The 19,275-nt window shown below is 69.6% G+C and carries 17 protein-coding genes and 1 pseudogene; 8 read left to right on the top strand and 10 right to left on the bottom strand.

Going from position 1 to position 19,275, the window contains the following annotated elements; genetic code table 11:
• Positions 1-90: 90 nt before the first annotated feature.
• A complete protein-coding gene (gene trhA, locus ACWD0J_RS22485) occupies positions 91-798 on the bottom strand; it encodes a PAQR family membrane homeostasis protein TrhA (RefSeq protein WP_451497582.1) in 708 nt (235 codons plus the stop codon).
• A 337-nt stretch (positions 799-1,135) separates the two neighbouring features.
• Between trhA and ACWD0J_RS22480 the strand changes: the two genes are divergently transcribed.
• Positions 1,136-2,959 carry a phosphoenolpyruvate carboxykinase (GTP) gene (locus tag ACWD0J_RS22480; RefSeq protein ID WP_451497581.1) on the top strand — a complete coding sequence of 608 codons (1,824 nt, stop codon included), beginning with the start codon at positions 1,136-1,138 and terminating at the stop codon, positions 2,957-2,959.
• A gap of 726 nt (positions 2,960-3,685) precedes the next feature.
• Here ACWD0J_RS22480 and ACWD0J_RS22475 read toward each other — a convergent pair.
• On the bottom strand, positions 3,686-4,111 hold the full coding sequence (locus tag ACWD0J_RS22475; RefSeq protein WP_451497580.1) for an SCO4983 family protein: 426 nt from the start codon (positions 4,109-4,111) through the stop codon (positions 3,686-3,688).
• A 66-nt stretch (positions 4,112-4,177) separates the two neighbouring features.
• Complete coding sequence (locus ACWD0J_RS22470; protein ID WP_451497579.1) at positions 4,178-5,389, bottom strand: pyridoxal phosphate-dependent aminotransferase; 1,212 nt, start codon at positions 5,387-5,389, stop codon at positions 4,178-4,180.
• Between the two features lie 234 nt (positions 5,390-5,623).
• Between ACWD0J_RS22470 and ACWD0J_RS22465 the strand changes: the two genes are divergently transcribed.
• A complete protein-coding gene (locus ACWD0J_RS22465) occupies positions 5,624-6,469 on the top strand; it encodes a S1 family peptidase (protein ID WP_451497578.1) in 846 nt (281 codons plus the stop codon).
• Between the two features lie 100 nt (positions 6,470-6,569).
• On the opposite strand, the gene ACWD0J_RS22460 is transcribed toward ACWD0J_RS22465, so the two are convergent.
• Both ACWD0J_RS22460 and ACWD0J_RS22455 read right to left on the bottom strand, forming a co-directional pair.
• Positions 6,570-8,180 (bottom strand): N-acyl-D-amino-acid deacylase family protein, encoded by a 1,611-nt coding sequence (locus ACWD0J_RS22460; protein ID WP_451497577.1) that lies wholly within the window; start codon positions 8,178-8,180, stop codon positions 6,570-6,572.
• Between the two features lie 36 nt (positions 8,181-8,216).
• The gene (locus tag ACWD0J_RS22455; RefSeq protein WP_451497576.1) at positions 8,217-9,482 is read right to left on the bottom strand and encodes an amino acid deaminase; all 1,266 of its coding nucleotides are present in this window, start codon (positions 9,480-9,482) and stop codon (positions 8,217-8,219) included.
• Between the two features lie 137 nt (positions 9,483-9,619).
• Here ACWD0J_RS22455 and ACWD0J_RS22450 point away from each other — a divergent pair, with 137 nt between their 5' ends.
• From ACWD0J_RS22450 to ACWD0J_RS22435, 4 genes are all read left to right on the top strand, one after another.
• Entirely contained in the window at positions 9,620-10,843 is a 1,224-nt protein-coding gene (locus tag ACWD0J_RS22450) for a PfkB family carbohydrate kinase (protein ID WP_451497575.1), read from the top strand.
• Positions 10,840-11,604, top strand: coding sequence for an IclR family transcriptional regulator (locus ACWD0J_RS22445; RefSeq protein ID WP_451497574.1), 765 nt, complete (start codon positions 10,840-10,842; stop codon positions 11,602-11,604). Before ACWD0J_RS22450 ends, ACWD0J_RS22445 begins: the two co-directional genes overlap by 4 nt.
• The gene (locus ACWD0J_RS22440; RefSeq protein ID WP_451497573.1) at positions 11,601-12,011 is read left to right on the top strand and encodes a RidA family protein; all 411 of its coding nucleotides are present in this window, start codon (positions 11,601-11,603) and stop codon (positions 12,009-12,011) included. Before ACWD0J_RS22445 ends, ACWD0J_RS22440 begins: the two co-directional genes overlap by 4 nt.
• Positions 12,012-12,148: 137 nt before the next feature.
• Positions 12,149-12,793 carry a hypothetical protein gene (locus ACWD0J_RS22435; protein WP_451497572.1) on the top strand — a complete coding sequence of 215 codons (645 nt, stop codon included), beginning with the start codon at positions 12,149-12,151 and terminating at the stop codon, positions 12,791-12,793.
• 84 nt (positions 12,794-12,877) lie between these two features.
• Here ACWD0J_RS22435 and ACWD0J_RS22430 read toward each other — a convergent pair whose 3' ends face one another.
• Positions 12,878-14,227: a M14 family metallopeptidase gene (locus ACWD0J_RS22430; RefSeq protein ID WP_451497571.1), complete on the bottom strand. Its 1,350-nt coding sequence runs from the start codon at positions 14,225-14,227 to the stop codon at positions 12,878-12,880.
• A gap of 316 nt (positions 14,228-14,543) precedes the next feature.
• On the opposite strand from ACWD0J_RS22430, the gene ACWD0J_RS22425 reads away from it, so the two are divergent.
• Positions 14,544-15,854, top strand: a complete 1,311-nt coding sequence (locus ACWD0J_RS22425) for an Nramp family divalent metal transporter (protein ID WP_451497570.1) — start codon at positions 14,544-14,546, stop codon at positions 15,852-15,854.
• 40 nt (positions 15,855-15,894) lie between these two features.
• Here ACWD0J_RS22425 and ACWD0J_RS22420 read toward each other — a convergent pair whose 3' ends face one another.
• Positions 15,895-16,086 (bottom strand): hypothetical protein, encoded by a 192-nt coding sequence (locus tag ACWD0J_RS22420; protein WP_451497569.1) that lies wholly within the window; start codon positions 16,084-16,086, stop codon positions 15,895-15,897.
• Positions 16,087-17,003: 917 nt separating this feature from the next.
• Here ACWD0J_RS22420 and ACWD0J_RS22415 point away from each other — a divergent pair.
• Positions 17,004-17,753, top strand: coding sequence for a transposase family protein (locus tag ACWD0J_RS22415; RefSeq protein ID WP_451497568.1), 750 nt, complete (start codon positions 17,004-17,006; stop codon positions 17,751-17,753).
• A gap of 9 nt (positions 17,754-17,762) precedes the next feature.
• On the opposite strand, the pseudogene ACWD0J_RS22410 reads toward ACWD0J_RS22415, so the two are convergent.
• The 3 genes and pseudogenes from ACWD0J_RS22410 to ACWD0J_RS22400 all read right to left on the bottom strand — a co-directional run.
• Positions 17,763-17,921 (bottom strand): annotated as a pseudogene (locus ACWD0J_RS22410) (RHS repeat-associated core domain-containing protein); the annotation flags it as partial.
• A complete protein-coding gene (locus tag ACWD0J_RS22405; protein WP_286064374.1) occupies positions 17,920-18,114 on the bottom strand; it encodes a hypothetical protein in 195 nt (64 codons plus the stop codon). The pseudogene ACWD0J_RS22410 and the gene ACWD0J_RS22405, both read right to left, overlap by 2 nt.
• A gap of 8 nt (positions 18,115-18,122) precedes the next feature.
• Positions 18,123-18,974, bottom strand: coding sequence for a helix-turn-helix domain-containing protein (locus ACWD0J_RS22400; protein ID WP_451497567.1), 852 nt, complete (start codon positions 18,972-18,974; stop codon positions 18,123-18,125).
• Between the last annotated feature and the right edge of the window lie 301 nt (positions 18,975-19,275).

The following is a 19,275-nucleotide window of genomic DNA, read 5'->3' as shown; positions in this document are numbered from 1 at the left end:
ATCGGTGTCCGGCATCGGTGCCGGCGTGACCACGGCCGCGCTGCTTCCTCCGCGCGCCGCGCGGTCGCCGTGTCCGGCAGGGACGAAGGTCTAGTAGGCGATCAGCGAGATGCAGACGTAGTGCGCGGTGAACGCCGCCAGGGTGAGGGAGTGGAACACCTCGTGGAAGCCGAACCAGCGCGGTGACGGGTTCGGGCGCTTGAGGCCGTAGATCACTCCGCCCGCGCTGTAGAGCAGGCCGCCGGTGATCACCAGGACCAGGACCGCGATGCCGCCCGCGCGCATGAAGTCGGGCAGGAAGAAGACGGCCGCCCAGCCCATCGCGATGTAGCACGGCGTGTACAGCCAGCGCGGGGCGCCGACCCAGAAGACGCGGAAGACGATGCCCGCCGCCGCGGCGCCCCAGATGCCCCACAGCAGCCACCGCCCCGTGGAGCCGGGCAGCAGCAGCATCGTCAGCGGGGTGTAGGTGCCGGCGATGATCAGGAAGATGTTGGCGTGATCCAGGCGGCGCAGCACGCCGTCCATGCGGGGGCTCCAGTCGCCCCGGTGGTACAGCGCGCTCACGCCGAACAGCAGGCAGGCGGTGAGCACGTAGACGGCGCAGGCGATCCGGGCTCTGGTGGTGTCGGCGAGGGCGGTGAGCACCAGGCCGGCGATGAGTACGGCCGGAAACATGCCGAGGTGCAGCCAGCCGCGGAGCCTGGGCTTGACCGGATGCGGCAGGGAGAGCGCGACGGGAGCGCCGCCGGCGTCGGCCGGCGTGTCCGTGTGCGCGTCAGGGGCGGACGCATTCATGCGGGCATCGTACCTACGGAGGCGTAACTTACGGATCGCCGTGATCCGCTGACCGGCAAAGAGTGGCCATCGTCTCACGCGCTGTGTGCGGGCGTACCGGAGTCTCCGTGTCAAGGAACCGTCCGCCGAATCCCATGTGGACGCAAAGTGGCCGCTCTACACGTGGCGATCCTCACTCTGCTCACTTGGGCGGCCCTCTGGACAGATGGGCGGACTCGTCGGATGATCAAATGAGTGCGGTCGGCACCGGATGAGCGCCAGAGGGACTCGACGCGAAGCATCCGGGTCGCGGCCCCCACGGGGCAACAAGGACAAAATCCCTCATTTAGGAGCAATCGTGGCGCGCGACATCGCGGCTCCCCCCGTCATCCCCACCACCCACAAGGAACTGATCTCGTGGGTGAACGAGATCGCGGAACTGACGCAGCCGGACCGCGTGGTCTGGTGTGACGGATCCGAGGCCGAGTACGAGCGACTGTGCGAAGAGCTCGTGGCCAAGGGCACCTTCAAGAAGCTCGACCCGGTCAAGCGCCCCAACTCCTACTACGCGGCCTCCGACCCGACCGATGTCGCGCGCGTCGAGGACCGCACCTTCATCTGCTCCGAGAAGGAGGAGGACGCGGGTCCGACCAACCACTGGAAGGCCCCCGCGCAGATGCGGGAGATCTTCACCGGCGAGCAGGGTGTCTTCCGCGGCTCGATGCGCGGCCGGACGATGTACGTCGTCCCGTTCTGCATGGGCCCGCTGGGCTCGGACCTCTCCGCGATCGGCGTGGAGATCACCGACTCCGCCTACGTCGCCGTGTCCATGCGCACCATGACCCGCATGGGACAGCCCGTCCTCGACGAGCTCGGCTCCGACGGCTTCTTCGTGCGTGCCGTGCACACGCTCGGAGCACCGCTGGAGGAGGGCCAGGAGGACGTCCCCTGGCCGTGCAACTCCACCAAGTACATCTCCCACTTCCCGGAGACCCGCGAGATCTGGTCCTACGGCTCCGGCTACGGCGGCAACGCCCTGCTCGGCAAGAAGTGCTACGCCCTGCGCATCGCCTCCGTCATGGCCCGCGACGAGGGCTGGCTCGCCGAGCACATGCTGATCCTCAAGCTGACCCCGCCGCAGGGCGAGTCCAAGTACGTCGCCGCCGCCTTCCCGAGCGCCTGCGGCAAGACCAACCTCGCCATGCTGGAGCCGACCACCCGCGGCTGGACCGTCGAGACCATCGGCGACGACATCGCCTGGATGCGCTTCGGCGAGGACGGCCGCCTCTACGCCATCAACCCCGAGGCCGGCTTCTTCGGCGTCGCGCCCGGCACCGGTGAGCACACCAACGCCAACGCGATGAAGACGCTGTGGGGCAACGCCGTCTTCACGAACGTGGCGCTGACCGACGACAACGACATCTGGTGGGAGGGCATGACGGAGGAGACTCCGGCCCACCTCACCGACTGGAAGGGCAACGACTGGACGCCGGAGTCGGGGACCCCGGCCGCCCACCCCAACGCCCGCTTCACCGTCCCCGCCGCGCAGTGCCCGATCATCGCGCCCGAGTGGGAGGACCCCAAGGGCGTGCCGATCTCGGCGATCCTCTTCGGCGGGCGCCGCGCCACCGCCGTCCCGCTGGTGACGGAGTCCTTCGACTGGAACCACGGCGTCTTCCTCGGCGCCAACGTGGCCAGCGAGAAGACCGCCGCCGCCGAGGGCAAGGTCGGCGAGCTGCGCCGCGACCCCTTCGCCATGCTGCCGTTCTGCGGCTACAACATGGGCGACTACATGGGCCACTGGGTCGACGTCGCCAAGGACAAGGACCCGGCGAAGCTCCCGAAGATCTACTACGTCAACTGGTTCCGCAAGAACGACGAGGGTCAGTTCGTCTGGCCCGGCTTCGGTGAGAACAGCCGTGTCCTGAAGTGGATCGTGGAGCGTCTGGAGGGCAGGGGCGAGGGCGTCGAGACCCCGATCGGCATCCTGCCGGCGAAGGGTGCCCTCGACACCGACGGCCTGGACCTCTCCGAGTCCGACCTGGACTTCCTCCTCACGGTCGACAAGGAGGTCTGGCGCGAGGAGGCCGCCCTGGTCCCCGACCACCTCAACACGTTCGGCGAGCACACGCCCAAGGAACTGTGGGACGAGTACCGGGCGCTGGTGCAGCGCCTGGGCTGAGCCCGCGACAGACTCCGCGGCCGGTCTCCGAGTATGCCCTGACCAGCGACATCGTCACGGCCGGCCGCGGTGCCGACACCCCATGCCGGCGAGGTTCCGTACAACGGCGTGCGGGACCCGGGCCTGCCGTCGCCCTCCCGTCCGCCCCGACGGGAGGAGGGTGACGGCAGGCCTTCGCCTCTACCTCCGTGCCTGCCCCTCGCTCACGTCGAGCGGTCCTCCAGACACCCCCTGTGGGCCCCTGCCGCCGCGCCTCCGTCTCGCGCAGGCTCGCCGCCGGCCGCTCCGCCTCCTCGTCGAGACGTGCTCGGGGATGACGACGGCGTCGGCGAGGCGCATGCGGCCGCCGCGGGGTGTTCGACCTCCGGGCCGCTCGCACAGATGTGACCGGGGTGCGTGGTGCGGATGTGACCGGGACCCGTGGTGCGGATGTGACCGGGGTGCGTGGTGCGGAACTGGTCGTCGAGCTGCTTGCGGATGCGGCGGATCGTGCCCTCGTGACGCTTCGACGGGCACATTTGGCCAGGATCGGACCGGACGGGCCGATCTCGACGCTCCGGGCTCCTTCGAGCCGCTCGGCGTAGGCCCCGAGTTCCTCGGCGGTGGCGCGTATCTTCGCGCCCTCCATGGCCATGCCCTCACGGTACTGAGGATGTGGCGCCCGGTCCGCGCGTCGCTGCGGGTGCACGCGGACCGGGGCCGTTCATGGGGACCCTGGCGGGAGGGTCAGCCGGTGGCGCTCAGTTCCCTCGGTTCGGCCAGGGCGGCGGCGTGCGCGTCCATGCGCTGTGCCGACAGGATCGCCGCGGCCGTGTCGGCGCGCGAGGCCGCGACCACCAGGGCTCGCCCGGCCAGGGCGTGCGCCCGCCGGTGCAGTGCGGTGAGCTGGCTCTGGCGTCCGCCGGTGGCCACCGCACGGACCGGCGCGAGGCCTCCCCGCAGCCGCGTCACCTGCTCGGCGAGCCGGTCGGCCGCCGTGTCCAGGTCGGCCGACGGGGCCAGCGCGCGGAGTTCGTCCGTGACGGCGAGCAGCGCGGCGAGGTGTCCCGCGAGCTGGATGTCGAGCTCTTCCTCGCGGGAACGGTGGGGGAAGTCGGGGTTGGGGCCGTCCACCGTGCTGTGGACCGACTTGGTGCGGATCGGTTCGTACATGGGATGGCCTCCTGAAACTGTCAGGAAGCCATCCTAGCTTAGATTCCGTCTAAAGTTGAAATCCCCCTACGGCTGGCTGTAGCCGTCCAGGAAGTTCCCTATCCGGGTGATCGCGGACCGCAGATCGCCCACCGAGGGCAGGGTCACCACCCGGAAGTGGTCCGGCTCCGGCCAGTTGAAGCCGGTGCCCTGGACGACCATGATCTTCTCCTGGCGGAGCAGGTCCAGGACCATCCGCCGGTCGTCCTTGATCTTGAAGACCTGAGGGTCGAGGCGCGGGAAGAGATACAGCGCCCCCTTCGGCTTCACGCAGCTCACCCCGGGGATCTGGGTCAGCAGCTCGTACGCCACGTCCCGCTGCTCCCGCAGCCGCCCGCCCGGCAGGACCAGGTCGTTGATGGTCTGGCGGCCGCTGAGCGCGGCGACGACCCCGTGCTGCCCCGGCATGTTCGCGCACAGGCGCATGTTCGCCAGGATCGTCAGACCCTCGATGTAGGAGTCGGCGTGGGCGCGCGGCCCGGAGATCGCCATCCAGCCGACCCGGTAACCGGCGACCCGGTACGCCTTGGACATGCCGTTGAAGGTGAGGGTGAGCAGGTCCGGGGCGACCTTGGCGGTCGGGGTGTGCGTGGCCTCGTCGTACAGGATCTTGTCGTAGATCTCGTCCGAGCAGATCAGCAGGTTGTGCCGGCGGGCGATGTCGGTCAGCCCCCGCAGCATCGCCTCGTCGTACACCGCCCCCGTCGGGTTGTTCGGGTTGATGATGACGAGTGCCTTGGTGCGGTCGGTGACCTTCCGCTCCACGTCCGCGAGGTCGGGCATCCAGTCGGACTGCTCGTCGCAGCGGTAGTGCACGGCGGTGCCGCCGGAGAGGGAGACGGCCGCGGTCCACAGCGGGTAGTCCGGCGCCGGTACGAGGACCTCGTCCCCGTCGTCCAGCAGCCCCTGCATCGCCATCACGATCAGCTCGGAGACGCCGTTGCCGATGAAGACGTGCTCGACGTCCGTCTCGATGCCCAGGGTCTGGTTGTGCATGACCACCGCCCGGCGCGCGGCCAGCAGGCCCTTCGCGTCGCCGTAGCCGTGCGCCGACGAGACGTTGCGGAGGATGTCCTCCAGGATCTCCGGCGGGCACTCGAAGCCGAACGCGGCCGGATTCCCGGTGTTCAGCTTGAGGATGCGGTGGCCTGCCGCTTCCAGGCGCATCGCCTCCTCGAGAACCGGGCCCCGGATCTCGTAACAGACGTTGGCGAGCTTGGTCGACTGGATCACCTGCATGTCAGGGAGCTTACGGCCCGGTAACGCTCCGTGGGTGGTGTTTTCCGCCACGCGAGACGCGGCGGTTTGGGTGGATACCGCCACCGGCGGTCCCGCAGGCCTGTTCTCCGGCCCGTCCCCGGCCGAAAACGACGCCTTGCCCCCGCATTTCCCTGCAATCACAATGCGCATGACAAGTCAGTGGGTGGCCGGACGATCTTCGGCCACCCTCGTCGTGCAGAGGGGACCCCCCACATGAGAAAGCCTCTCGTCGCCGCGCTCTTCGCCCTGGTGATCGCCGGGGCCGGTGCGGCACCGGCCGTCGCGGCACCCGCGCCGGCCGAGGACGGCGCCGCTCCCGCGGTCCAGGCCGTCACCTTCGCCGGCACCGTCTCGCTCAGCAACTGCTCCGGCTCGGTCGTCCGCTTCCCCGGATCGGAGGAGAACGACCCGGCGATGGTGATGTCGAACGGGCACTGTCTGGAGACCGGGTTCCCGGCCGCCGGGGAGGTCGTCGTCGAGCGCGCGTCCACCCGCACCTTCGGCCTGCTCAACTCCGCCGGCACCCGACTCGGCACCCTGCGGGCCAGCAAGATCGCCTACGCGACGATGACCGACACGGACGTCGCGCTGTACCAGCTCACCACCACGTACGCGCAGATCAGAAGCGCGTACGGCATCGCCGCGCTGACCCTGGACGACACCCGCCCGGCCGCCGGTACCGCCATCACGGTCGTCTCCGGCTACTGGAAGCGCACCTACTCCTGCAACGTCGACGGCTTCGCCTACCGCCTGAAGGAAGGCGCGTGGGCCTGGAAGGACTCGGTCCGCTACACCTCCGCCTGCCAGACCATCGGCGGCACCTCGGGCTCACCCGTCATCGACAACACCACCGGCAAGGTCGTCGCCGTCAACAACACCGGCAACGAGGACGGCGGGCGCTGCACCGACAACAACCCCTGCGAGGTCGACGCCAACGGCACCGTCACCGTCCGCCGGGGCATCAACTACGCCCAGCAGATCCACCAGATCCCGGCCTGCTTCGGCCTCGACAACAAGCTGGACCTCGGCAGGAGCGGCTGCACCCTGCCGAAGCCGTAGACCCGTAGACCCGTAGACCCGTAGACCCGTAGACCCGTAGACCCGTAGACCCGTAGACCCGTAGACCCGTAGGGCCCATGGAGTGTAGGGCCGTAACCGCCTACGGGGTGGTCCTGCGTACCGCCCGCCCCGCCCGTACGTCCGTCCGGCGGCCGTCCTCGATCACGAAGCGGCCGTCGATCAGGACGTACGGGATGCCCCTCGGGAGCGCCCGCGGGTGCTCGAAGGTCGATCCGGCCGCGACCGTGGCCGGGTCGAACAGCACGAGGTCCGCCCGGTGGCCCTCGCGGACCAGCCCCCGGTCCGGGAGCCGCAGCCGGGCGGCCGGGCGTGCGGTGAGGTGGGCGACGCACTCCTCCTGGGACAGCACGCCCAGCTCCCGAACGTACCGGCCGAGGTAGTGCGGGAAGGTGCCGTAGGCGCGCGGGTGCGGCTTGCCGCCCTGGAGGATGCCGTCCGAGCCGCCGGTGTGCACCCGGTGCCGCATGATCGCCCGTACGTTCTCCTCGTGGCCGACGTGCTGGAGGACCGTCGAGCCGAGCCGGTCGTCGAGGAGGAGCCGGCGGGCGGTCGTCCACGGGGCCTCGCCGCGCAGGCCGGCCACGTCCTGGACGGTACGGCCGACGTGGTCCGCGAGTCCCGGATCCGTCACCCCGGAGATCTCGATCGTGTCCCACTCCACAGGCACGCCGTGGCAGCCGTCCGCGCCGACGACCTCCAGATCGTGCCGAACGCGCTCCGCCGTCTCCTCGTCCGCCAGCCGCCTGAGGATCTCCGCCGGACCGCCCTCGCTCGCCCAGCTCGGCAGCAGCGCCGCGAGAGTGGTGGAGCCGGGAGTGTAGGGATAGGTGTCGAGGCTGATGTCGGCTCCGGCGGCCAGCGCGTCGTCGAGGAGGGCCAGCAGCTCGGGCGCGCGGCCCTTGTTCACGCCGAAGTTCATGGTGGCGTGCGCCAGATGCAGCGCGCAGCCGGCCTCCCGGGTGAGGGCCACCATCTCCTCGTACGCCTCCAGGGCCCCGGCCCCGTAGGAGCGGTGGTGCGGGCAGTAGTAGCCGCCGTACGACGCCACCACCCGGCACAGCTCGGTCAGTTCGGCGCCCCTGGCGTACATGCCGGGGGTGTAGGTCAGGCCCGACGACATCCCGACGGCACCCTGCTCCATGCCCTCGGCGACCAGCCGCCGCATCCGGTCCAGCTCCTTCGGCGTCGCCTCGCGGTCCTCCCAGCCGACGACGAGCGCGCGGACCGTGCCCTGCGGGACGAGATAGGCCGCGTTCACCGCGATCCCCTGATCGAGCCGGTCGAGGTACTCGCCCACCGACCGCCAGTCGAAGTCGACGTCGTCGCCGTCGCCGTTCCAGCCGGTGATCGCGCGGCGGACCTCGGCGAGCGTGCGGTCGTCGACCGGCGCGTACGACAGCCCGTCCTGGCCGAGGACCTCCAGGGTGACGCCCTGCGCGGCCTTGGCGCTGTGGCCGGGGTCGCGCAGCAGCGCGAGGTCGCTGTGGGCGTGCATGTCGATGAAGCCGGGGGACAGGACCAGCCCCCCGGCGTCCAGCTCGCGGCGGGCCCTGGGCCGCTGGCAGCCGGCCGCCGCGGCCTCCTGGACGATTCCCACGATCCGGCCGCCGTCCACGACCACGTCGGCGCGGTACGAGGGGCCGCCGGAGCCGTCCACGACGTCCGCGTCCCGGATGACGAGCTCCTCCACGAAGGGCCTCCTGGCGGTCTCTGGAAGGGCGGGTCTCTAGAAGAACGTACGGATGTAGTCGACGACCGTGCCGTCCGCCTCGGTGAGCGGGATCAGCTGCCACTTGTCGAAGGACGTGCACGGGTGGGAGAGACCGAGGCCCAGCCAGTCGCCGACCTCCAGGTCCGCCTCCGGCGCGGTACGCACCCAGGCGTGCTGGTCGGACAGGGCGGTCACCTCGATGCCGGTGGCCGGGCGCTCGGCGCCGTCCCGGCGGACGGCCTGCGCGACGGGCAGGCCGAGGTCGTACGCCGCGTCCCGCTTGCCCGCGTTCACGAACGCCTGCTCGGCGGACGGCCGGGACACCACCTGCGTCCACAGCCGGAACGCCGGCTCCAGGGCGCCCTCCTCGGGGACCCGGGTGAAGGGGGTCAGCTCGCGGTAGTGGCCGTCGTCGTGCGAGACGTAGGCGCCCGAGCGCAGCAGCTTCAGGACCGGGCGGGACAGTTCGGGGATCCCGGCGAAGACGTCGGCGACCGCGTCGAACCAGGCGCTGCCGCCGGCGCTGACGACGATCTCGTCCGCCGCGGAGAACCGTCCGGCCGTGTCGAACCCGGCCGCCAGGGCGACCAGCCGCCGCAGCCAGGCCCGCACCCGCTCGGGGTCCGCCCGCGGGACCTCGCCCTCGTAACCGGCCACGCCGACGAGCCGCAGGGTCCGGGCCGCCGCCACCGCGTCGGCGACCGCCGCGCCCTCCGCGTCCGTACGGACGCCGGTGCGGGCGCCTTCCCCGGCGGCGAGCTCGACCACCACGTCCAGGGGGCGGCGGGCGCCGCGCAGGGCCGCGTCCATCAGCCCGACTCCGCGCACGGAGTCGACGTAACAGATCACCCGGAAGTCGTCGTCGGCGTCGAGCCGGCCGGAGATCCAGCGGAGTGCCGCCGGGTCGACCAGCTCGTTCGCGAGGAAGATCCGCTGGACGCCGAAGGCCCGGGCCACCCGCACCTGGTGCGGTACGGCGAGGGTGATGCCCCACGCCCCGTGCTCGATCTGGCGCCGGAAGAGCTGCGGGGCCATGGTGGTCTTGCCGTGCGGGGCGAAGGCGAGGCCGTGCCGGGCCGCGTACGTCTCCATGAGCCGCAGGTTGTGGTCCAGGCGCTCGGCGGAGAGGGAGAGCACCGGAGTGGTGAAGCCGTCGGTGAAGAGGCCGCGGCGCTGGGCGGCCAGCTCGCCGACGGTCAGCCCGTCCGCGTCCGGGGGGAGGCCCTTGAAGCGGTGATCGACGCGTTCCTCCGCCAGGCGGGCGAGCGCTTCGGTGGCCATGAAGCCTCCTGGTCAGAATGGTTGCATTCCACGCAACGAGCATTGCGTACATCGCTTACCGCTGTCTAACATCTCGGCCGACGCGGGGTCAACGGAGCCGCCGCCAGCCCCCACCCGGCCGAGGAGCTGCCACCATCGTGACCACCACCGGGCCCCGCACCGCCCCCGGCGTCGTGGACGTCGTCGCGCTCGGCGAGTCCATGGTCACGTTCCTGCCCACCCGGCCGGGCCGTCTCGCCGATGTTCCCTCCTTCGACCGGTCCATCGGCGGCGCGGAGTCGAACGTGGCGTGCGCGCTGGCCGCCGCCGGCCACGCGGTGCGATGGATCAGCCGGGTCGGCGCCGACGGGTTCGGCGACCACCTGGTCGGGACGATCGGGTCGTACGGCGTCGACGTGTCCGCCGTACGGAGGGACCCGGCGCGTCCCACCGGCGTCTACTTCCGCACGGCGGGGGACCGCTCCACCGACGCCCACGAGGTGGCGTACTACCGGGCGGGATCGGCGGCCTCCGCGATGTCGGTGCACACCGTGGACCTCGCGGCGGCCAGGGCGGCCCGCATCCTGCACGTCTGCGGCATCACGGCGGCCCTGTCCGAGGACTGCCTCGGCCTGCTCCGCGAGCTGACGGCCCCCGGACCCGGCCGCCCGCTGGTCTCCTTCGACGTCAACCACCGCGCCGGCCTGTGGCGGGACACCGACGGACCGCGGATCCTGCTGGAGCTGGCACGCGGGGCCGACATCGTGTTCGTCGGGGCGGACGAGGCGGCACAGGCGTGGGGGATCACGGGCGGGCCGCGGGCCGTCCGGCAGGCGCTGCCGGAGCCGGGGCTGCTGGTCGTGAAGGAGGGGGCCCGCGGGGCGACGGTGTTCGGACACGGGGGTGACGGCGAGCGGACGGACGGCTCCCCGCGGCCACGCGTCCGCGTCACGCCCGCGGGCGGCACCCCGGCCGGCCGCCGGACGCCGGGAAGCCGGGCCGCCGGGACGGCTCCCGCCCCGGCGCAAGACGGCACCCCGCCGGCGCGTGGCCCGGCTCCCACCCCGCGTGCCGGACAGCCCGCCACCTTCGTCCCGGCCCTCCACGTCGACGTGGTCGCACCCGTCGGCGCCGGCGACGCCTTCGCCGCCGGTTTCCTCTCCGGCACCCTGCGCGGCCTGCCCGTGCGGGACCGCGTCCGCCACGGTCACCTCATGGCCGCCGCCGCCCTCACCGCCCCCGGCGACCTCGCCCCGCCCCCGGCCCGCCACCACGCCGACCGCCTGGTCGCCCTGGACGACGACGCGTGGGGGAGACTTCGACTCGGCCCCGGCTGGACACAGACCGAACAGCGGGCCGAGGAGGAGGTACGTACGCCATGAGCCAGACCGTCGACCGCGCGCTGAGCATCCTGCCGCTGCTCGCCGAGGGCCCCGCCGACCTGGGCCAGGTCGCCGACCGCCTCGGCGTGCACAAGTCCACCGCACTGCGCCTGCTGCGCACCCTGCACGAACACGGCATGGTCTACCGCCAGTCCGACCAGCGCTACCGCCTGGGCGCCCGCCTCATCGCCCTCGCCCAGGAGGCGATGGAGAACCTCGACATCCGCGAGATCGCCCACCCCCACCTGGTACGCCTCAACGAGCAGTGCGGGCACACCGTCCATCTCGCCGTCCACGAGGAGAACGAGGTCCTCTACATCGACAAGGTGGAGAGCCGGTACCCGGTGCGCATGTACTCGCGGATCGGCAAGCCGGTCGCCATCACCGTCGCGGCCGTGGCGAAGCTGCTGCTCGCCGACCTCCCGGACACCGAGCGCCGCGCCCTCGCGGAGAAGCTCGACTACCCCCTGTACACGGCCCGTTCGACACCGAACGCCGCCGCGTTCCTGCGCGAGCTGGACACGGTGCGCGAGCAGGGCTGGGCCACGGACCTCGGCGGCCACGAGGAGTCCATCAACTGCGTCGCGGCCCCCGTCCGCGGCGCCGACGGACGGGTGGTCGCCGCGATGTCGGTCTCCGCGCCCAACGTCGTGGTCACCGCCGACGAACTCCTCACCCTGCTCCCGCTGGTGCGCCGCACCGCGGACGCCGTCAGCGGCGAGTACTCCGGCAGGACCCCCGTCAAGGAAGCCACCTCATGACAGAGAAGACCGCGCTCACCCCGAAGACCCACACCACCCCGCCCGCGAAGTTCTCGCACGGCGTGAAGAAGGGCAACATCCTCCAGGTCGCCGGTCAGGTCGGTTTCCTCCCCGCCGAGGAGGGCCGGCCGCCCGCACCCGCCGGCCCGACCCTGCGCGCGCAGACCCTCCAGACCCTCGCCAACGTCAAGGCGATTTTGGAGGAGGGCGGCGCGAGCTGGGACGACGTGATGATGATCCGCGTCTACCTCACGGACGTGGACCACTTCGCCGAGATGAACGCCCTCTACGACGCGTACTTCGAGGAGCAGGCCCTCACCGCGCCCCCGGCCGCCCGCACGACGGTCTACGTCGGCCTCCCTGCCGGGCTCCTCATCGAGATCGACGCGCTCGCCGTACTCGGCTGACGCTCCCTCATTTCCCCGCTCAGCCTGTCCGTACAGCCGTATGCGCGGCTGTTGTTCGTGCAGCCGTATGTAGGCGTCTGATAACGAAGTAGGGGTTGGCTGTGTCCGACACAGGATCGTCGACCATACTGCCCGCTGTGGAGCAGCGCATAGGTTCGAGCAGCCAGCCCCTGGAAGGCGCCGGATTCGACCCGGCTTTCATCCCCGGGCTCACCGCACCCGTGTCCGGCGGACCGGCGGACGCCAAGCAGCGGGAGCCGGAGGAGACCGACTCGGACGAGGCCGGTGCGCAGGAGGCCGCGGCGAAGGCGCCGGGCGCCTCGGGCGCCTCCGCCCCGGACGGCTCCGACGCGGACGCCTCCGACGCCTCCGACGCGGACGACTCCGACGAGGTGCCCGACGGGCCCGTGTTCGAGGCGTCCGACCGTCGCGCGAAGATCGTCGCCGATCACCGGGGCGTCCGGCTCGCCCTGGACGACCAGGCGTGCGAGTTCCGCTGGGACGAGATCGGCGCGGTCGAGACGGAGTCCCCCCGCTTCGGCAAGCGGTTCACCATCACGGTGCACACGCCTGACCGCCGCTGGTACCCGATCGAGATCGAGGCCACGTCCAGGAGCCGCTTCGCGGAGTGGGACGAGCAGCTGGACGCGGTCCTCGACGCCTATTTCGAGGACGGCGACGAGGCCACCGAGGCGGAAGCGGACACCGAGGAACCGGACACCAAGAAAGCGGACACCAAGAACACGGACACCAAGAAGGCGGACACCGAGGTGGAGAGCTGAACGGCGGAGCCGTCGCCGGGCGGGTGTACGCCCGGCGACGGCTCACGCGCGCCTGACCGCGGTAACCGCGGTACTGGGCCCGCCTCAACCGCAGTACTGGGCCTGCTTCCCGATGGACCGGTACATGCAGTCCGCGTTCTCCAGCAGTTGCAGCACCGCGTCCCGGTTGCGCGAGGTCTCCCGCTCGATGACCTCGTCGGGCGGGTAGAAGCCGCCCCCCGAGCTGGACGACGGGTACATCTCGAACGTGTAGCCGAAGATCTTGTGCGTACCCCACAGGTAGTCGTCGATCGACCCGTCCGTGATGTACAGGTCGCTCGACTGTTCCGCGGTGTACCCGTTGCTCGCGCCCATCTTCTGCCCGACGGCGGCGAAGGCGTTCCGGTCGTCGGCCGTCATGCCCGTGGCCGTGTCCGCGGTGGTGTACCCGAAGGGCCACAGCACGAGTTCGCTGTACGTGTGGAAGTCGATGCCGGCCGCGATCTGCTGCTTGCCGCCGACGACCCGGCTGCGCACGAAGTCGGCGACGACCTTGACCTCCGGCGCCGACTCGGGAGCGGTGCCCCGGTAGGTGTCCGAGGACGGCGACCCGGAGGAGCCGCCGCAGCAGCCCCACCGGTAGGCCCAGTTGCGGTTCATGTCCGTACCGACGTACGAGGAACCGCTGTTGGGCTGCCGGTTCTTGCGCCACGAACGGTACGAGCCGGTCGCGATGTCGTACTCGCCGCCGTCCGGGTTGAGGTCGGGCACGATCCAGATCTCACGGTTGTTCACCATGCTCGTGACCCGGGAGTCGGAGCCGTAGCCCGCTCCCAGTTCGCGGATCAGGTAGAGCGCCATCTCGACGGTGAGGTGCTCGCGCGCGTGCTGGTGGTGCGTGAACAGCACTTCGGGCTCGGCCTCGTCGGTCGCCACGTTGTCGCTGATCTTGATGGCGACGATGTCCCGGCCCTGGTAGGACTTCCCGATCACGCGCCTGCTCATGATGTTCGGGTAGGCCGACAGCCGCGTGGTGATCTCGGCGTTCATCTCGGCGTAGTTGTGGTAGCGGGAGTCGGCCGAGGGGAAGTCGAGGAGCCGGACGTCGTCCTCGCCGTTCGACCGGTCCGGCACCGCGCCGAGGGGCGAGACGTCGTAACCGAGTTGTTTCAGCTTCTTGACCTGGTCCGCGCGCCCGGAGATGAACACCGAGTGGTCGTCGGCGTCGTCCACCGTCACGCCGGACCGCTGCAGCGCGGTGCGTGACGCGGAGTCCGAGTGCATGTGGACCTCGTACTGGCGGATGTCGTCGGCCGCCGGTGCCGCCTTCTGGGCGCTGTCGGCGTTCGCGGAGAGCGAGCCCGTGAGGGCGAGTGCCGCGAGGGTGGCGACGGCGGCGACGGCGGCGCGCCGTCTGCCGCTGCGGGCGCCCGAGCCTCGTGTGCGAAGTCGCATGAAGTCTCCTAGGTTCTCCAGGGATTCCGGGATCTCCGGAAGCGGGGAGTGGAGCGGGGGGTGGATCAGCGACGGTGCTGGTGCGGGTGTGCCGCTCATCGTCTGCTCATGGCATGAGCAGGTCAAGAGTGAGTAGGGACGCGGTGGCGTGAACCGGCCGGTGCGTGGCCGGTGAACGACCGCGCAGTGTACGCGGTTTCACCCCGGGAGGACGCCCTCGGATTCGCCCCCACCCCCCGACCCCGACACCCGCCGGTGCCTTCCTTCACCGCACGCCCCCTTGTGCCCTCGTCCGCTTTGCGCTTTCTTGATCGGCATGGCGGACACCACGGGCAACACAGCGACAGGGACCGGCAGCTCGGCACCCCGCAAGTCCAGTTGGAAGTACATCGGCCCGGGCATCGTCGTCGCCGCGACCGGCGTCGGCGCCGGCGACCTGGTGGCGACCCTCATCGCGGGCAGCAACTTCGGCTACACCCTCCTGTGGGCCGCCGTCCTCGGCTGCCTGGTCAAGATCTCCCTCGCCGAGGCGGCGGGCCGCTGGCACCTGTCCACCGGCCGCACCCTCTTCGACGGCTGGGCGAGCCTGGGCCGCTGGACCACCTGGTTCTTCGTCGTCTACGTCGTGATCTGGGGCTTCGTCTACGGGGCGGCGGCGATGTCGTCGAGCGCGCTCCCGCTCCAGGCCCTGTTCCCGGACGTCATGGACCTCAAGTGGTGGGCCATCGCCTGCGGTCTGGTCGGCCTGGTCTTCGTCTGGTTCAACAAGTACGCGGTCTTCGAGAAGGTCATGACGGTCCTGGTGGGCGTCATGTTCGTGGTGACCGTGTACCTGGCGATCAGGGTCACCCCGAACCTGGGCCACGCCTTCGCGGGCCTGCTGCCGGTCCTGCCCGACGAGAAGGACTCGGTCCTCAACACCCTCGGCCTGGTCGGCGGCGTCGGCGGCACGATCACGCTCGCCGCGTACGGCTACTGGGTCAACGCGAAGGGCTGGACCAACACCGGCTGGATGAAGGTGATGCGGCTGGACAACCGGGTCGCCTACGCCACGACGGGCATCTTCGTCATCTCGATGCTCTTCGTCGGCGCGGAGCTGCTGCACTCGGCGAACGTGGCCATCGCGAGCGGCGACAAGGGCCTGATCCAGCTCAGCGACATCCTGGAGGACAAGTACGGCACGGCCACCGCCAAGTTCTTCCTCATCGGGTTCTTCGCCACGTCCTTCACCTCCCTGATCGGCGTCTGGCACGGCGTGAGCCTGATGTTCGCGGACTTCGTGGAGCGCTACCGCAAGCGTGACGCGGTGAGCGGCGAGGAGGTCGCCTCGGGCGCCCGCGAGAAGTCCTGGCCCTTCCGCGCCTACCTCCTCTGGCTGACCTTCCCCCCGATCGTCCTGCTCTTCCAGGGCCAGCCGTTCCGCCTGATCATCCTCTACGGCGTCCTGGGCGCCGCCTTCCTCCCCTTCCTGGCCGGCACCCTGATGTGGCTCCTCAACTCCTCCCGCACCCCGTCCGAGTGGCGCAACGGCCACCTGAGCAACGCGATGCTGGCCATCGCGGGCCTGCTGTTCCTGGTCCTGTGCGTGAAGCAGATCTGGGACCAGCCGTGGTCGGAGTTCTTCTAGGGCCGGCCCGGTGCGGGCCGGCCCTCAGCAGGGGGCCTGGTCAGAGCAGGTGGTCGGCCTTCCCCGCCTTGATGTCGAGGATCATCGCGCGGAGCGCTTCGCGGGAGTCGGTGAGGTAGGCGTCCTCGGCACCGGTTATGGCGATGTAGGCGTTGCCTTGGGGGTCGGTGCCGAGGCGGAAGCAGCTCGCTCCCTCACCACAGAAGGGCTCTTCCCACGTGATCTCGTCCATCGGGTCACTCCTCACAGCGATTGATTCTTTGCGGCGGACTCGGTGTGGACAACCGACGCGGAATGGTTCGAGTGTGCTCCATCATCTACCTATGAATGGGCAAGGATGCTTCGTTTCTCCGCTTCATATTTCTGCAAAGCCTCGGGATCACGATCGTAATAGGAATCCCAAAACCCCGCCTGACTCCATATGTCAGGGCGGAGTGCGAATGAGCCCGTGTCAAATTGAAAGTATCGCCAACTGGGTGGTAGCGCAGAAGAGGTTACTGTGAAGACTCGATTGTCGAAGAGGGCGGGAGACTCCCCGGCGATTGGTTCGATTCGGAAAAGGGTGCTCCTCTCGTGGGGTGCGAAGACTTCTAGGACAACGTACTCCTTCCCTTCCCTTAATGCATCGATTCCATGAATCGATGGCTGACCTTCAATTTTTCGAGTAAGGAACTTAACGCGCATTTTATTGCCTTTTGTTCATGATGACTCTGTAGTCATATTGAAACACCTTGCCAGTTTCTTCATTGCAGTAAGGCGACTGGTGTGTTCGGGTTGTTACTTCCCCTAATCGGCGCAACTGCTTTCGTCAGCTGTCATGAATTCGCGTACTGCCGGATTTCCGATATCTTCTCCCGGGATTACGGTGCGTGATTCCCTAAGTGTTGTGGGGTGAGCATGCCGCTATCGTCGCATAGGGATTCCGCAGAGTCCCTGCGTAGTGTGTCTACGAGGCGCTGCGCTTCGGCGGATCCGGAGATGAAGTTCTCGTTGACATCCTTGCCCTCCTTGCTCAACACGTTGAGGCATCACGGAGCGTTTTCAGAGTGGCCACCGGTCGGGTGACGGGGTGGCCTTCCACAACGCACGAGGCTCCTGTGCCGTTGAGGGAGGTGTTCGACGTCTCAACTCATCAGCCCAGGAGCCTCGTTGGTTCCCTATCCTGCCGCACACGACCTCCCGCCCGCCCTGGTCGAGTGGGTAACCATGCTCATCGTCACCCGCGAGGGTGACCGCCGCTGCAAGCTCCCGCCTCACCAGGGTGCTCTCGTCGGCCTGGTCTACCTTCGCCGGCACGACACGCTCGCGCAGATCGCCGCCGGTTTCGGCATATCCGTCGGCACTGCCCACGCCTACGTCACCGCCGTCGTCGGCCATCTGTCCCGCCGGGCGCCCGGGCTGCTGCGGGTCCTGCGGGAGACGGATCCCGATCACGTCCTGCTCGACGGAACTCTCGCCGAGTGCGACCGGGTCGGTGACAGCCGGGCCGACTTCTCCCAAAAGCACCGCCGCCACGGCGTGAACGTGCAGGTCGTCGCCGACCCTACGGGCAAGCTGCTGTGGATCTCGCCCGCACTGCCCGGCCGCACCCATGACCTGACCGCGGCCCGCACCCACCGCATCATCCGGATCTGCGAACGCCAGGGCGTGCCCGTCCTCGCCGACCACGCCTACATCGGAGCCGGCTCCTGGGTGACCACCCCAATCAGACGCCTTCCCCACCAGGACCTCACCGCGCCCCAGCGGACGATCAATCGGGCCCTGTCAGCGGCACGAGCACCGGTCGAACGAAGCGTCGCGAGACTGAAGTCCTGGCGCGTCTTCCGCAGAGCCCGCTGCAGCCCCAACCGCATGACGATCATCGCCGCTGCCGTCCTCACCCTGGAGCGTCAACGCTGAAAACGCTCACGGTGCCAACCCCAGAGGATCGCCCCATGTCTGCGGGTTGTGGACGTAGGTCGTGGGGTTGGGCGCCGGTGCCAGGCCCAGGGGGCCGGGGGTGAGGTAGCGGGCGGTTTCGGGGTCGTAGTGGCGGAAGTAGTTGTAGTCCAGGCTCGTTTCCGGGTCAGAGCAGGTGGTCCGCTTTGCCCGCCTTGATGTCGAGGATCATCGTGCGGAGCGCTTCGCGGGAGTCGGTGAGGTAGGCGTCCTCGGCACCGGCTATGGCGATGTAGGCGTTGCCTTGGGGGTCGGTGCCGAGGCGGAAGCAGTTGTTGCCTTCACCGCAGAAGGGTTCTTCCCAGGTGATGGGGTCGGTCACGACGTCTCCTACAGGTCACGGGCGATCTTGTGGATGACGTCCCGTGATGCTTCCGGACGCATCGCTGCGTCATCCAACCAGTCCAGATGCGCACGGTACTTCGTCAGCTGCGCCTCGGCATGGGTGAATTCCGGTCCGTGCGCGGAGTCCAACTGCACGGTGTCGAGTTGTGGGACAGCCCCGTCCGCGTAGAGCAGGGCATGCCCCGCGCCGGGGAAGTCGCCCTTGGATGTGGGGATCACCCGGACCTCGACGTTCTCCCGCTCGGACTGGCCGGCCAGATGCTCGAGTTGTTCCCGGGTCGCTTGAGTGCCGCCGTACGGCATGCGCAGGGCGGCTTCGTGGACGTACGCCACGTACGGCAGCGGCTCCGGCCGCTCGAAGACCAGCTTGCGCTCCATGCGGTGCGCGACACGCAGCTCGATCTCCAGACGGCTCAGTGGCGGCAGCACGGCAGCGAAGACGGCACGGGCGTATGCCTCGGTCTGGAGGAGTCCCGGAACGTGCATGACCTGAGCGGTTCGTACGCGGACGGCATGCCACTCCAACTCGGCGATGTCCAGAAGCCCGGACGGGAGCGTTCCGCGGTGGCGTTCCCACCACCCACGCTCTTTCCAGGCGGCCATGCCCACAAGGGCTTCGACGTAACTCTCGTCCCCACAGGTGTAGTTGCAGGCCAGCGTAAGGACGCGTTCGGGTGAGAAGGGCCGGATACCCGACTCCATATTGGACAACCGTGTCCTGTCGATGCCCAGAAGGCCCGCCGCGTACTCCGTGGTGGCACCCGCCGCCAGCCGCATCTTGCGCAGTTCGGCACCGAGGCGCTTCTGCCGTTCCGTAGGGGTGGTTCTGGTTGGCATGGCGTCAGTCTGCCCGTATGGGGGAGAGCCCGTCCACGCTCGAAGGGGGTAATTGCCTCTGAAGCGATGGACACTGTGACTGCACTCTCTCTACATTCGGTAACGCGTCAGCCACTTACGGCAGTTGGAAGCGCATCGCGCGAGCCTGCCCGCACTCTCCTGCCCTGGGAGGGGCGGGCCCGCGTCAGGGAGACAAGCCACCGGCTGCCGGCGCAGGAAAGCCCACGTACCCGCACCCGAGGAGTCGCGCCATGCCCATGTCCCGCTGCCCCGTGACACCGCCCTTCACGGCGGACGCCAC

It is taken from the genome of Streptomyces sp. NPDC003011 (genome assembly GCF_053591515.1).
The sequence above is the reverse complement of the archived record's forward strand: the minus strand, read 5'-3'. Positions and strand labels throughout refer to the sequence as shown.